We start from the raw sequence: 13852 nt of genomic DNA on the forward strand, positions 1-13852 counted from the left end.
CCCCATGTTCCCACAGGCCCCCCGGTAGCCTCCCGGCCCATGGGCGAGCGGCTCGTGGTCATCGGGGGCGACGCGGCCGGGATGTCGGCGGCGTCCCAGGCCCGCCGCCTGCGCCCCGACCTCCAGATCGTCGCCCTGGAGAAGGGCGGCCGCACCAGCTACTCGGCCTGCGGGATCCCGTACCTGGTGAGCGGCGCCGTCGACGACGTCGAGTCGCTCGTCGCCCGCACGCCCCAGGAGTTCCGCGACCGGTTCCGCATCGACGTCCGCCTCCGCCACGAGGCCGTCGGCATCGACCTCGACGCGAGGACCGTCGAGGTGCGCGACCTCGCCCGCGACCGCACGATCACGATCGGCTTCGACCAGCTCATGGTGGGCACCGGCGCCCGGCCCATCCGGCCCGCCCTGCCCGGCATCGACCTCCCGACCATCCACGGCGTGCAGACCCTGGAGGACGGCGAGCGGCTGCTCGAGGCGGCCAGGCGGTCCCGGTGCGAGCGGGTCGTCGTGGTCGGCGCCGGCTACATCGGGCTCGAGATGGCCGAGGCGTTCGTCGAGCGGGGCGCCGAGGTCACGGTCGTCGAGGGCGAGCGCCAGGTGATGCGCACCCTCGACGAGGACATGGCCGACCTGGTCGCCGCGGCCGTCCGCAAGCACGGCATCGACCTCCACCTCGGCACCCCGGTGATCGCCTTCGAGCCGGGCGCCGTGCTGACCGCGGACGGCCGCTTCGACGCCGACCTCGTCGTCCTCGGCCTCGGCGTGCGGCCCAACTCCGAGCTCGCCGCCGACGCCGGGCTGGCCACCGGCGTGCGGGGCGCCATCGTCGTCAACCGCCGCCAGCAGGCGTCGGCCGACGGGGTGTGGGCCGCCGGCGACTGCGCCGAGTCGTTCCACCTCGTCTCCCAGCGCAACCTCCACATCGCCCTCGGGACGGTGGCCAACAAGCAGGGGCGGGTGGCGGGGGTCAACATCGGCGGCGGCTACGCCACGTTCCCCGGGGTGGTCGGCACCGCCGTCACCAAGGTGTGCAGCACCGAGGTCGCCCGCACGGGGCTCACCGAGCGTGAGGCGGCCGTCGACGGGTTCCGGTTCGTCACGTCCCGGATCGAGAGCACCACGCGGGCCGGCTACTTCCCCGGCGCGGCGCCGATCACCGTCAAGCTGGTGGCCGAGCGGGAGACGGGCCGGCTCCTCGGCGGCCAGATCGTCGGCGAGGAGGGGGCGGCCAAGCGCATCGACGTGCTCGCGACCGCCCTGTCGGGCCGCATGACCGTGCACGACCTGGTCGACCTCGACCTGTCCTACGCGCCGCCGTTCGCCCCGGTGTGGGACCCGGTGCTGGTCGCCGCCCGCTCGGCCGCCGCCGCCGTGGACGCCGACCGCCGGTAGCCTCCGCCGCGTGCCAGGAGAGCGACCGGGCCCGACCACCGGCGACCTGCTGCGGTGGAGCGAGGCGCTGGCCGGCATCGCGAGGACGGGCCTGGGGTTCACCGAGAGCCTCTACGAGCGGGAGCGCTTCGAGGAGGTGCTGGCCGTCGCGGCCGACATCCGGGTCGCGGCCGGCTCCCCGTTCGACGCCGGCCACCTGGTGGCCGAGTGGATGAAGGGCGTGGGCCGGGGGGTGGCCGGCTACGTGACCCCCAAGGTGGCGGTGGGCGCCGTCGTCGGCAACGACCAGGGCGAGATCCTGCTCGTGCAGCGGGCCGACTCCGGCGTGTGGCTGTACCCGACGGGGTGGGCGGACGTCGGCTACTCGCCGTCCGAGGTGGCGGTGAAGGAGGTGCGGGAGGAGACCGGGATCGACTGCGAGCCGGTCCGCCTGATCGCCGTGCTCGACGGCCTCCGCCTCGGGTTCACCAGCATCCCGCTGTACTCGCTCGTGTTCCACTGCCGGGCCCTCGGCGGCGAGCTGGCCGCCCACCCGCTCGAGACGGCCGACGTCGGCTGGTTCGCCGAGGACCGGCTCCCGTCGCCGCTCGCCGGGGCGGAGCGGTGGGGCCCCCACGCGTTCGCCGCCATCCGGGGCCAGCCCCTCGACGTGCTGTTCGACAGCCCCCGCTCGCCGGCCTGGCGGCGGGACTAGCCGTCGCCCCCGGACAGCTGGGCGAGGAGGGCGTCGACGATCGACAGCCGGCCGCCGGCCGCCTCCCAGGCGTCGCCGATGGCCTGGTGGTCGACGAGGCCGGTGGCGTCGGGCGGGGTGCCGACGGCCTCGGCGAGCGCCGCCGCCAGTGGGGCCGGCTCCACCTCGTCGTCGTAGGCGGGGAACGCCTCGAGCCCGTCCCACAGCCGGTCGAGCGGGGCCGGCGGCTCGCCGCCGGTGGCCAGAGCGAGCGCCGTCGCCGGGAACACCTCCTCGGTCGTCGTCCCCGGCGGCCGGCGGTACCCGGCGACCGGGTGGAGCCGCCACTCGATCGTGATGCCGCCGGGGCCGTCGTCGCGCAGCCACGTCTGCGCGCCGTTCACGTAGGCGTCGACCGGCTCGCCGAACCGGTCGTCCAGGGCCACGACCAGGGCCGGCGTGGCCCGCCAGACGCAGGTCGGCACGAGGTCGGGCACGGGCCGTGACCGTACCTGCCGCCGACCGTGGGAAGATGCCGGCCTCAGCCGTCGAGCCGGGAGGTGGGGGATGGGTCGTCGAGCGGCAGTGGTGGCGGCGGTCGCGCTCGTGGCGTCGATGCTGGTCGTGGCCGGCGCGCCGGCCCCTGTCTCGGGCGCGGCGACGGCGTTCCCGCCCGGGTTCGCCGACCGGCTCGTGAGCGCCGTGCCCGAGCCGACGGCCCTCGCCTTCACGCCCGACGGGCGCCTCCTCGTCACCACCCAGCCCGGCCGCATCCGCGTCATCAGGAACGGCACGCTCGTGTCCCAGCCGGCGCTCGACATCACGGCGAAGACCTGCGACCAGTCGGAGCGGGGCCTGCTCGGCATCGCCGTGGACCCGGCGTTCGCGTCCAACCACTGGATCTACGTCTTCTACACGTACGGCGCCGGCGACGCGTGCCCGTTCAACGACCCCCGCCACCCCGTCAACCGGGTCTCCCGGTTCACGCTCGGCAACGACGACGTCGTCGACCCGGCGAGCGAGCGGGTGCTCATCGACGGCATGCCGTCGTACGGCGGCAACCACAACGCCGGCGACGTCAAGGTCGGTCGGGACGGGAACCTGTACGTGACGATCGGCGACGGCGGGTGCGACTACGCCGGCGACAGCGGCTGCCAGGACGCCAACAACGCCGCCCGCGACCGCCACACGCTGGTCGGCAAGGTGCTGCGCATCACCCGCAGGGGCGGCATCCCGGCGAGCAACCCGTTCACCGGCCCCGGCACGGCCCGCTGCAACGTGACCGGGCGGACCACCCCCGGCACCGTGTGCCAGGAGATCTTCGCCACCGGCCTGCGCAACCCGTTCCGCATGGGCTTCGACACCGACAGCCGCTCCACCCGGTTCTTCGTCAACGACGTGGGCGGCAGCGCGTGGGAGGAGATCGACGAGGCCCAGCCCGGCGCCGACTACGGGTGGAACATCCGCGAGGGCCACTGCGTCACCGGGTCGTTCACCAACTGCGGCCCGCCCCCGGCCGGCCTCACCAACCCGGTGTGGGACTACTCGCACGCGACCGGCTGCCACTCGATCACCGGCGGGGCGTTCGTGCCGGCCGGCGCCTGGCCGTCCCAGTACGACGGCGACTACCTGTTCGCCGACTTCGGCTGCAACCGCCTGTTCGCCCTCGACCTGTCCGGCGGCGGGGCCACCGAGCTCGGGGTCCTGGCCGACGGCCCGACCACCCTGCTGTTCGGCCCGGGCACCGGCCGGTCGATGTACTACACGACCTACGCCAACGGCGGCGAGGTGCGGCGGCTGGTGTACACGGGGTAGTGCGGCCGCCCGCCGCGCTGGCCGCCGTCGCCGTCGCCGCGCTGCTGGCCGCCGCCTGCTCGTCGGGCGGGGGCGACGGCGACCGCGCCGCGGGGCCCTCGTCGTCGGCGGCCACCACCGGCTCGTCCTCGGCCGGCTCGGACCCGGCGTCGACGGGCACGACGGTGGACGAGGACGGCTGCCCGGCCGTGCCGCCCCCCGCCGTGCCCGACCAGCAGCGCCCGTCCTACGCCGTCGAGGCCACCGTCGACCCCGAGGCCGGGACCATCGGCGGCACCCTGCGGGCCCGCTTCACCCCCGACCTGCCGACCGACCGGCTCGTGTTCCGGCTGTGGCCGAACGGGCCCCGGCCGGCCGGCGCCGGGGTCGTCCTCGACGTCGGGCCGGTGACCTCGCCCGACCTCGGCGCGCTGGCCTCCGAGCGGCCCGACCCGACCACGCTCGTCGTGCGGCTCCCCGGCGAGCTGGCCGCCGGCCAGCCGGTCGAGGTCGGCCTCCCCTGGAACCTCACCGTGCCCGGCCCGACCACCGACCGCGTCTCGAAGGACGGCGACAGCCTGCGCCTCGGCTCCTTCCTGCCCCTGCTCGCCTGGGAGCCGGGGGTGGGCTGGGCCACCGACCCGCCGACGGCCGGGTACGCGGAGGCGTCGACGGCGCCGAGCGCCGACTTCGAGCTGCAGGTCGAGGTGCCGGCCGGCTACTCGGTGCTCGGCACCGGCCGGGCCGGCGACGGCGGCACGTGGACGGCGGAGGCGGTGCGCGACGTCGGCCTGTCCGTCGGCCGGTTCACGACGGCGACGGCGACGGCCGCCGCGCCCGACCCGGTGACGGTCACCGTCGGGGTCGCCGACGGCCTGGCGGACGACCCGGAGGCGTACGCGGCCGCCGCCGTCGAGGCCCTGGAGGACTTCGGCGCCCGCTACGCGCCCTACCCGTGGCCCGACCTGTCGATCGCCGTCACCGCCGGCCTGCCCGGCGGCATCGAGTACCCGGCGACGATCTTCCACGGGCCCGAGACCGTCGACCACGTGGCCCACGAGGTCGGCCACCAGTGGTTCTACGGCCTCGTCGGCAACGACCAGGGCCGGGACCCGTGGCTCGACGAGGGCCTGGCCACCTGGGCCCAGACGAGGGTCGACGTGCCGCCGATCGACGGCCTGCCCCAGCCCGTCCCGGAGGACGCGACCGGCCACGCCGGCGACCCGATGACGTTCTGGGAGGGCCACCTCGACAGCTACTACCGCGGCGTCTACGTGCAGTCGGCCCTCGCCCTGCACGAGCTCGGCGACGACGACCTCGTCGACTGCGCCCTGCGCCACTACGTGGCCGACCGGGCCTACGGCATCGCCCGCCCGTCGGACCTGTTCGACGCCCTCCGCCTCGTGTTCCCGGACGCCGAGGCGACGCTCGCGCCCTACGGGCTCGCGCCCTGACCCGCGTACGATCCCGGGCGTGAGCTACGAGCGCCTGAGCGCGCAGGACGCGATGTTCCTCCACATCGAGGACGACCACCAGCCGATGCACGTCGGCTCGCTGGCCATGTTCGACGGGGCGCCGTTCTTCGACGAGTCGGGCCGCTTCCGGCTGGACGAGGCGAGGGCGCTGATCGCCGGCCGCCTCCACCTCGTCCCCCGCTTCCGCAAGCGCCTGATGACCGTGCCCTTCGACCAGGGCCGGCCGGTGTGGGTGGACGACGACGGCTTCGACCTCGCCTACCACGTGCGGCTCACCGCCCTGCCCCGGCCGGGCAGCGAGGAGCAGCTGAAGGCGCTGATGGGCCGGGTGCAGGCCCAGAAGCTCGACCGCCGCCGCCCGCTCTGGGAGCTGTGGTTCGTGGAGGGGGTGGCCGGCGACCGGGTGGCGATCATCCAGAAGACCCACCACTGCCTGGTCGACGGGATCTCCGGGGTCGACGTCGCCACCGTGCTCCTCGACCTGGAGCCGACCCCGCCCGTGATCGAGGCCGAGCCGTGGGACCCCGAGCCGCCGCCGTCGTCGGCCCAGCTGCTGGTCGAGAGCGTGGTCGAGCGGGTGACCGACCCGGTCGAGGCGGCCCGCTCCCTGCGCGCCGCGCTGCGGGGGCCGAAGCAGCTGGCCGACCGGGCCGCCGCCGTCGGCCGGGCGCTCACCACGGCCACGGCGGCGCCGGCGCCGAGGGCCCCGTGGAACGAGCCGATCACGCCCCACCGGCGCTTCGAGATGGCCAGGGTCCCCTTCGACGGCGTGCGCTCGCTGAAGGACCGGGCCGCCGGCCTGGCCGTCGAGGGCGAGCGGATCACGGTCAACGACGTGGTCGTCGCCGCCTGCGCCGGGGCGCTGCGCACCTACCTCCAGAGCCGCGAGGTCCCCGTCGACGGCCTCGTGCTGCGGGCCATGGTCCCCGTGTCGGTGCGCAGCGAGGCGGAGCGGGGCACGCTGGGCAACCGGGTGTCGATGATGGTCGCCGACCTGCCGGTGGGCGAGCCCGACCCGGCCGAGCGCCTGCGCGGCGTGCATGCCAGCATCCGGTCGGCCCGCGAGTCCGGCCAGGCCCTCGGGGCCCAGACGATCATCTCGATGCTCGACTACGCGCCGCCCACCCTCGTGTCGATGGCGTCGCGCCTCACCGTGCGGTCGCGGGCGGTGAACCTCACGATCACGAACGTGCCCGGCCCCCAGTTCCCGCTCTACTGCGCCGGGGCCCGCATGCTCGAGGCCTTCCCCTACGTCCCGATCGTGGACGGGCAGGGCCTCACCATCGGCATCGTCTCCTACGACGGGCAGCTGTCCTTCGGGCTGACCGGCGACCGCGACCTGCTCCCCGACCTCGCCGTGCTCGGCGAGGGCGTCGAGAAGGCGTTCACCGAGCTGGCCGAGGCCGTCAACCGGTGACGGGGCGGGCGCCGTCGGCCACCGACCTGGCCGACGCCGTGCGTCGCGGCGAGCGCTCCGCGGTCGACGCCGTCGAGGCCGCGCTGGCCGCCGTCGAGGCCGGCAACCCCCGGCTGAACGCGTTCGTCCACGTCGACGCCGACCTGGCGATCGCCGCCGCCCGGGGCGTGGACGCCGCCGTCCGCCGGGGCCAGGACCCCGGCCCGTTCGCCGGCGTGCCGTTCGGGGTGAAGGACCTGGAGGACTGCGCCGGCATGCCCACCACCCGCGGGTCGCTGCTCTACGCCGACCGCGGCCCGGTGGGGCTGGACTCGGTGCACGTCGCCCGCCTCCGGGCCGCCGGTGCCGTGCCGATCGGCAAGACGGCGGCGCCCGAGTTCGGCACGCTCAACTTCACGAAGACCAAGGTCTTCGGCGTGACCCGCAACCCGTGGGACCCGGCCCGCACGCCGGGCGGGTCGAGCGGCGGGTCGGCGGCCGCGGTCTCGGCCGGCCTCGTGCCGATGGCCACGGCCAGCGACGGCGGCGGGTCGACGAGGATCCCGGCCGCGTTCAGCGGGCTGGTCGGCATGAAGCCGAGCTTCGGGCGCATCCCCCACCCGCGCGTCAACGCGTCGCAGACCTCGGTGTACGGCGTGATGGCGACGACCGTGCGCGACGCGGCCCGCCACCTCGACGTCACCGCCGGCCCCGACGACCGGGACCGCACGTCGCTGCCGCCGCCGGCCGTGCGCTACGAGGAGGCCGCCGAGTCCCTCGACGTCGCCGGCCTGCGGGCCGCCTGGTCGCCCGACCTCGGCTTCGCCGTCGTCGACCCCGAGGTCGAGGCCGTCGCCGCGGCGGCGGCCGCGGCCCTCGTCGACGCCGCCGGGCTGGTCGCCGTCGACCGCCCCGTCGTGCTCACCGACCCGGTGCGGCTGTGGCTGTCGGCCGGCGCGCTCGACCTGTGGCTCGACGTCGAGGACGGCCAGTGGCCGGCCATGGCCGACGACGTCACCCTGTGGGTCCGCCGCTCGCTGGAGCAGACCGAGCACATGGAGGTGCCCCGGCTGGCCAGGGTGGCCCGGCGCCGGTGGCGGCTGGAGGAGGAGGTCGGCGCCGTGTTCGACGACGTCGACGTGCTGCTCACCCCGACCACGGCGGTGCCGGCCTTCGCCGCGGAGGGCCCGCCGCCGACCGAGATCGGCGGCCGCGCCGTCCCGAGCGGGGCCATGGCGACGCCGTTCACCATGCTCGCCAACCTGTGCTGGAACCCGGCCGTCTCGGTGCCCGCCGGCCTGACCGCCGACGGGCTGCCGGTCGGCCTCCAGGTGATGGTCCGCCGTCACGCCGACGAGGTCGTGCTGCGCCTCGCCCGCGTGCTGGAGGAGGCCAGGCCCTGGCCCCGCCACGCGCCGGCCGCGTGAGCGCCGGGCGCGACCTGCGGTCGGTCTGCGTCTACTGCGGCTCGTCGCCGGGCGCCGACCCCGCCTTCGCCGCCGTCGCCGGGCAGGTGGGCGCGCTCCTCGCCGGCGCGGGCATCCGGCTCGTCTACGGCGGCGGCGCCGTCGGCCTGATGGGCACGGTGGCCGACGCCGCGCTGGCCGCCGGCGGCGAGGTGGTCGGGGTGATCCCGCGGGGCCTGTTCCGGCGGGAGGTCGCCCACCCGGGGCTGACCGAGCTGGTCGAGGTGCGCTCGATGCACGAGCGCAAGCAGGTCATGTTCGACCGGTCGGACGCCTTCGTCGCCCTCCCCGGCGGCATCGGCACGGTCGAGGAGCTGGTCGAGGTGGCGACGTGGGCCCAGCTCGGGATCTCCGACAAGCCGGTGGCCACCCTCGACGTCGCCGGCTACTGGCGCCCCCTCCACGCGCTGCTGCGCTCGATGGCCGACGCCGCCTTCCTGCGCGAGGACAGCCTCGGCCTGGTGGCCGACGTCCTGCGGGTGGACGACCTGCTGCCCGTGCTCCGCACCCACCGCGTCCCGGCGGTCGGGAAGTGGATCGACCTCGACGAGGCCTGAGCCTCAGTCCTCCGAGCTGTTGCGGAGGAAGCGCTCGACCTCCTCGACGAGCGAGCCGGGGCTGACGTCCCCGTCCTCCTCGTCGTCCCTCGCCTCGAGCCGGGCCACGTACCCCGCCATGTCCTCGTCGCCGGCCACCACCTCGCTCACCTGGCGCTCGTAGGCGGCCGAGGCGATCTCGAGGTCGGTGGTCGTCACGCCCACGTCGAGCAGCTGGGCGGTGCGCTCGACGAGCGCCAGCGCGGCCTTCGGCGACGGCGCGCCGGGCACGTAGGCCGGTACCGCCGCCCACAGCGACGCGGACAGGAGGCCGGCCCTGCGGCAGGCGTCGTGGAGCACGCCGACGATGCCGGTCGGCCCCTCGTAGGTCGACGCCGACACGCCGAGCCGGCGCATCAGCTCGCGGTCCGACGACGTGCACACCACCGACACCGGCCGGGAGTGGGCCACCTCGGCCAGCAGCGCGCCGAGCGTGACGACCATGCGGGCGTCGTAGGTGCGGGCGAGGTCGGTCACCTGCTCGCAGAACGTCCGCCACCGCAGCTGGGGCTCGGTGCCGGCGAGCAGCACGACGTCGAGGCGGTCGTCCACCCTCGCCGCCGAGAACTCGTTGGCCGGCCACCGGATCTCCCTGGTGACGCCGTCCACCAGCTCGACGTGGGGCCGGGTGGAGGTGAAGTCGAAGAAGTCCTCCGGGTCGATCGAGGCGAAGCGCCGCGCCTGCCACCGGTCGCGCAGCCAGGCGACCGCTGTGCTCGCCGCGTCGCCGGCGTCGTTCCAGCCTTCGAAGGCCGCCACCACCACGGGCTGGTGGAGCTCCGGTCTGGACGACCAGCGGAGGTGCTCCATGGCACGACCCTACCGGGGGGCGGGCCGCGAACGACGGTTCCCCCTCAGCGGGGGACCGTCGACGGCTGCGGGGCCGGGTAGCCGCCCGAGTCGAGGACGGCCCTGGCCAGCGGGCCGAGCGCGTCGATCACCCGGTCGGCGTCGTCGCCCAGCGCGGTGACCACCTCGGCCTCGGCCCGGTCGGTGGCCTCCTCGATGGCGTCGCGCAGCGCCCGGCCGTCGGCGGAGAGCCCGTCGCCCTCGGCGAGGCCCCGCTCGACCAGCCGGGCCGTGCCCGCCTCGATGGCGTCCGCCTTCCACCCCCGCGTCGGGGCGAAGCTGCCGGGCGGCAGGCCCCACCAGCGCTCGGTGAGCAGGGTGATCTCGACGGCGTCGACACCGGCCGCCACCCAGGCGGCGACGTGCCCGTCGCCCCGGTGCTCGCGGACGAGGTCGGCGGCCCGCCACAGGTCGCCGAGCGGGTCGCCCGGCCACGGCAGGCTGCGCAGGCCGGAGAAGATCGGCCGCCCGGCCAGCGGGGCCGCCTCCATGGCGGAGCGCAGCGCCCCGGTGGCCCACGCCGCGCCGGCCGGCTCGTCGCCGAGGATCCGCCGGAGCGCGGCGGTGGCGCCCCGCCGGCGGGCCTCGAGCATCGAGGGCGCGTCGGTGATCGACCAGCCCTTGCGCACCGAGCGGGTGACGAGCGCCGGGTCGAACACGCCGAACGTGGCGGCCACGACCTCACCGGGCAGCTGGCCCATGCACGCCGAGCGGGAGCAGAAGTAGCCGGCGCCGTAGGACGTGACGCCGAGCTCGGCGTACGCGTCCTGCGCCTCCGCCGCGAAGTAGACGTTGGCGGCGAGCGGCTCGGCGACGTCACGCAGCCGGCGGCTCACGTCGCGCACCCTGGGCTCCATCGGGCGGAGCATACGGGGGCACCGGGAGCCGCCCGGCGAGGTCGTCGACCACCCGCTCCACGCGCCGGGCGTGGGCGACGGCGTCGACCGCGTTCGCCGTGGCGCCGGCCGGGCCGAGCCGGCCGAGCCGCCGGAGGAGTCCGTCGAGCGCCATGGGGGGCGACGGTAGGGAGCGGCCGTGTCCTGTGCCCGACCGGGGTATGACGGCCGCGTGAACAGTTGCTGGCGCCTGGCTGGTGTGGTGGCGGTCACGGCGGCCGCGCTCGTCGCCGCCGGTCCGGCCGGTCCGGCGGCCGCGTCGTCGGGCCCGCCGCTGCGGACCCCGGAGGACGTGCTCGACGCCGCGCTCTCGTGCACCTGGGCCGACGCCGCCCGCGCCCACGAGCCGGTCCTGCTCGTGCACGGCACGGGGGCGACGCCCGAGGAGAACTGGGGCTGGAACTACGGGCGCGCGCTGCCGGCCGCCGGCTTCGACACGTGCACGGTGACGATGCCGAACCGCACGCTCGGCGACATCCAGGTGTCGGCCGAGTACGTGGTGCACGCGGTGCGGGTCGTCGCCGCCGTCACCGGGCGCCCGGTCGACGTCGTCGGCCACTCCCAGGGCGGGCTGGAGCCCCGGTGGGCGGTGAAGTGGTGGCCGGACGTGCGGGCCGCCGTCGACGACCTCGTCATGCTCGGCACGCCCAACCACGGGGCGGCCGCCGCCGACGTCGTGGGCGTCGCCGGCTGCACCGGGTCGTGCCTCCAGATGCAGCACGGCTCGAGGTTCCTGCGGGCCCTGAACGACGGCGACGAGACGCCAGGCGCCGTCTCCTTCACCTCGGTCTCGACGCAGTTCGACGAGCTCGTGCAGCCCCAGCGCTCCGCCAGGCTCGACGGCGGGACCAACCTCTCCGTGCAGTCGCTGTGCCCCGGCCGCCCGGTCGAGCACCTCGGCCTCGTGGCCGACGCCGTCGTGCACGACGCGGTGATCGACGCGCTCACCCACCCCGGCGGCGCCGTCCCGTCCCGGTTCTTCGCCCCGTCGGACTGCCTCCGCACGGTGTTCGACGGCGCCGACCCGGTGGCGCTGGCGCCGATCGGGCTGCGCGAGCTGCTCGACGGCAACCCGCCGCCCGACCCGGGCATCACGCCGACCGAGCCGCGCCTCGCCCCCTACGCCCGGCCGTAAGCTCCGCCGCGTGCAGACCGTCGGCGAGCTGATGAGCGCGCCCGTCGTCACCGCCACGCCGTCCGACACGGTCGCCGCCGCGGCCGCCCGGATGGCCGAGCGGACGGTCGGCTCGGTGATCGTGGTCGACGGCGAGGCCGTCACCGGGATCCTCACCGAGCGGGACCTGCTCCGGGTCGCCGCCGCCGGCACCGACCCGGGGACGACGGTCGTGGGCGACTGGATGACCCCCGATCCGGACACGGTCGGCCCCGGCGAGCCGGCCGACGCCGCCTTCGACCGGCTGGCCGAGAAGGGCTACCGCCACATCCCGGTGTGCGAGGACGGGCGGGCCGTCGGCGTGGTCTCCATCAGGGACCTGCTGCGGATCGCCAGCATCCGGCCGGTGACCTCGCCCGGCGCCTTCGAGGCGCCGAAGGGCCTCGCCGGCGTGGTCGTCGCCGAGACGTCGGTGGGCGACGTGCGGGGCCAGGAGGGCTTCTACCACTACCGCCAGTACTCGGCCGTGGAGCTGGCGGAGCAGCGGTCGCTCGAGGACGTCTGGCACCTGATGTTCGAGGGCGAGCTGCCCACGGCGGACGAGCGGGCCCGGTTCCTCGACGAGGTCCGCCCGCTGCGGGCCGTCCCGCCGGCCGTCGCCGAGCTGCTCCCCGCCATCGCCAGGGCGGCCGACCCGTTCGTCCCGCTCGACGCCCTGCGCACGGCGCTGTCGCTGTTCGCCTACGGCGCCGGCATGCGGGCCTGGCTCGACGTCGACGCCGCCACCCTGCGGCGCGACGCCCTGCGCACGTGCGCCGTCGTCCCCACGCTGGTGATGGCCCTGTACCGGCTCCAGCGGGGCCAGGAGCCGATCGAGCCCCACCCCGAGCTCGGCTACGCGGCGAACTACCTCTACATGCTCACCGGCGAGGTGCCGCCGGCCGAGGAGGCGAGGGCGCTCGAGCAGTACCTGATCTCCACCGTCGACCACGGGTTCAACGCGTCGACGTTCGCGGCGCGCGTGATCGCGTCGACCGGCGCCGACCTCGGGGCCGCCGTCGTCGGGGCGGTGTCCGCGCTGTCGGGCCCGCTGCACGGCGGCGCGCCGAGCCGGGCGCTCGACATGCTCGACGCCATCGGCGAGCCGGCCAACGCCGACGCCTGGGTCCGCAACGCCGTCGAGCGGGGCGACCGCATCATGGGGTTCGGGCACCGGGTGTACAAGACCGACGACCCCCGCTCGGTCATGCTGCGCGGCGTCGCCCAGCGCCTCGGCGGCGACCTCGCCGACTTCGCCGTGCAGGTCGAGCGGACCGTCGTCGACGTGCTGGCCGAGCTCAAGCCCGGCCGCCAGCTGTACGCCAACGTCGAGTTCTACGCCGGCGTCGTGATGTCCCGGTGCGGCCTGCCGAGGGAGCTGTTCACGCCGACGTTCGCCACCAGCCGGGTGATCGGCTGGTGCGCCAACATCCTCGAGCAGGCCGCCGACAACCGCATCTTCCGGCCGAACGCCCGCTACGTCGGCCCGCCGCCGCCCCAGCCGGTGCCGCCGGCATGAGGGTGCGCGAGGCGACGGAGGTGACGCCGGCGCTGGTCGCGGCGATGGACCGGCTGGTGCCCCAGCTGTCCCGCTCCAACCCGCCCCCGACGGAGGCCGAGCTCGACGAGATCGTCCGCTCGCCGGCGACGGTGCTGTTCGTCGCCGAGGACGACGACGGCACCATCCTCGGGTCGCTGACCCTCGCCCTGTTCCGCATCCCGACGGCCATGCGGGCCTGGATCGAGGACGTCGTGGTCGACGAGTCGGCCCGCGGGCAAGGGGTCGGCGAGGCGCTCAACCGGGCCGCCCTGGAGCGGGCGAGGGAGGCAGGGGCGAAGACCGTCGACCTCACGAGCCGCCCCAGCCGCGAGGCCGCCAACCGCCTCTACCGCCGCATCGGCTTCCACCAGCGCGACACCAACGTCTACCGCTACGACCTGACGACTCCCGAGGACCGGTAGCCCGCGCTCGCCGGAGCTGGGCTGGTCATCCGTTGCTGCTCGTCTGGGGTAGCATCACTTCGCCCTTCAACGGGGTCGCTCGGTGGCTCGTGGGAGCCCCTCATCGGTCGGTCGTGTGGACGGAGGTGCGGGGCGGTGGCGGTCACCGAGGCGTCGAGGTACCGGTTGCACCAGCGGTTGGAGGAGGTGCTCGGCCCTGA

General features: G+C 75.7%; 14 protein-coding genes. 10 read left to right on the forward strand and 4 right to left on the reverse strand.

What is annotated here, in order from left to right; translation table 11 throughout:
- Nucleotides 1–39 precede the first annotated feature (39 nt).
- Both VGB14_15220 and VGB14_15225 read left to right on the forward strand, forming a co-directional pair.
- On the forward strand, nt 40–1392 hold the full coding sequence (locus tag VGB14_15220; GenBank protein ID HEX9994278.1) for an FAD-dependent oxidoreductase: 1353 nt from the start codon (nt 40–42) through the stop codon (nt 1390–1392).
- 10 nt (nt 1393–1402) lie between these two features.
- On the forward strand, nt 1403–2086 hold the full coding sequence (locus tag VGB14_15225; protein ID HEX9994279.1) for an NUDIX hydrolase N-terminal domain-containing protein: 684 nt from the start codon (nt 1403–1405) through the stop codon (nt 2084–2086).
- Here VGB14_15225 and VGB14_15230 read toward each other — a convergent pair.
- Nucleotides 2083–2562, reverse strand: a complete 480-nt coding sequence (locus VGB14_15230; protein ID HEX9994280.1) for a hypothetical protein — start codon at nt 2560–2562, stop codon at nt 2083–2085. The genes VGB14_15225 and VGB14_15230 overlap by 4 nt on opposite strands.
- A 91-nt stretch (nt 2563–2653) precedes the next feature.
- Between VGB14_15230 and VGB14_15235 the strand changes: the two genes are divergently transcribed.
- From VGB14_15235 to VGB14_15255, 5 genes are read left to right on the forward strand one after another with little or no spacing between them, the layout of a single operon-like run.
- Complete coding sequence (locus VGB14_15235; GenBank protein HEX9994281.1) at nt 2654–3880, forward strand: PQQ-dependent sugar dehydrogenase; 1227 nt, start codon at nt 2654–2656, stop codon at nt 3878–3880.
- The gene (locus tag VGB14_15240) at nt 3880–5313 is read left to right on the forward strand and encodes a M1 family aminopeptidase (GenBank protein ID HEX9994282.1); all 1434 of its coding nucleotides are present in this window, start codon (nt 3880–3882) and stop codon (nt 5311–5313) included. The genes VGB14_15235 and VGB14_15240 overlap by 1 nt, the downstream gene beginning before the upstream one ends.
- Nucleotides 5314–5332: 19 nt before the next feature.
- The gene (locus VGB14_15245) at nt 5333–6751 is read left to right on the forward strand and encodes a wax ester/triacylglycerol synthase family O-acyltransferase (protein ID HEX9994283.1); all 1419 of its coding nucleotides are present in this window, start codon (nt 5333–5335) and stop codon (nt 6749–6751) included.
- Nucleotides 6748–8157, forward strand: a complete 1410-nt coding sequence (locus tag VGB14_15250; protein ID HEX9994284.1) for an amidase family protein — start codon at nt 6748–6750, stop codon at nt 8155–8157. The genes VGB14_15245 and VGB14_15250 overlap by 4 nt, the downstream gene beginning before the upstream one ends.
- On the forward strand, nt 8154–8753 hold the full coding sequence (locus tag VGB14_15255; protein ID HEX9994285.1) for a TIGR00730 family Rossman fold protein: 600 nt from the start codon (nt 8154–8156) through the stop codon (nt 8751–8753). The genes VGB14_15250 and VGB14_15255 overlap by 4 nt, the downstream gene beginning before the upstream one ends.
- 3 nt (nt 8754–8756) lie before the next feature.
- Here the strand turns inward: VGB14_15255 and VGB14_15260 are convergent, their stop codons facing one another.
- The 3 genes from VGB14_15260 to VGB14_15270 are packed head-to-tail and all read right to left on the reverse strand — an operon-like array spanning nt 8757 to nt 10652.
- Entirely contained in the window at nt 8757–9602 is an 846-nt protein-coding gene (locus VGB14_15260; GenBank protein HEX9994286.1) for a PAC2 family protein, read from the reverse strand.
- Nucleotides 9603–9646: 44 nt separating this feature from the next.
- Entirely contained in the window at nt 9647–10498 is an 852-nt protein-coding gene (locus VGB14_15265) for a hypothetical protein (protein ID HEX9994287.1), read from the reverse strand.
- Nucleotides 10458–10652, reverse strand: coding sequence for a hypothetical protein (locus VGB14_15270; GenBank protein HEX9994288.1), 195 nt, complete (start codon nt 10650–10652; stop codon nt 10458–10460). The genes VGB14_15265 and VGB14_15270 overlap by 41 nt, the downstream gene beginning before the upstream one ends.
- A gap of 57 nt (nt 10653–10709) precedes the next feature.
- Between VGB14_15270 and VGB14_15275 the strand changes: the two genes are divergently transcribed.
- The 3 genes from VGB14_15275 to VGB14_15285 are packed head-to-tail and all read left to right on the forward strand — an operon-like array spanning nt 10710 to nt 13652.
- Entirely contained in the window at nt 10710–11672 is a 963-nt protein-coding gene (locus VGB14_15275) for a hypothetical protein (protein ID HEX9994289.1), read from the forward strand.
- A gap of 10 nt (nt 11673–11682) precedes the next feature.
- Nucleotides 11683–13209 (forward strand): citrate synthase, encoded by a 1527-nt coding sequence (locus VGB14_15280; protein ID HEX9994290.1) that lies wholly within the window; start codon nt 11683–11685, stop codon nt 13207–13209.
- 20 nt (nt 13210–13229) lie between these two features.
- Nucleotides 13230–13652 (forward strand): GNAT family N-acetyltransferase, encoded by a 423-nt coding sequence (locus tag VGB14_15285; protein HEX9994291.1) that lies wholly within the window; start codon nt 13230–13232, stop codon nt 13650–13652.
- The last annotated feature ends 200 nt before the right edge of the window (nt 13653–13852 follow it).

The sequence above is a fragment of the Acidimicrobiales bacterium genome (genome assembly GCA_036399815.1).
Classification (GTDB): Bacteria; Actinomycetota; Acidimicrobiia; order Acidimicrobiales; family DASWMK01; genus DASWMK01.

Excerpts from the sequence above, each read along its gene's own strand:
- VGB14_15220 (HEX9994278.1), top strand. The coding sequence starts at position 40 with ATGGGCGAGCGGCTCGTGGTCATCGGGGGCGACGCGGCCGGGATGTCG.
- VGB14_15260 (HEX9994286.1), bottom strand. The coding sequence starts at position 9,602 with ATGGAGCACCTCCGCTGGTCGTCCAGACCGGAGCTCCACCAGCCCGTG.
- VGB14_15265 (HEX9994287.1), bottom strand. The coding sequence starts at position 10,498 with ATGGAGCCCAGGGTGCGCGACGTGAGCCGCCGGCTGCGTGACGTCGCC.
- VGB14_15270 (HEX9994288.1), bottom strand. The coding sequence starts at position 10,652 with ATGGCGCTCGACGGACTCCTCCGGCGGCTCGGCCGGCTCGGCCCGGCC.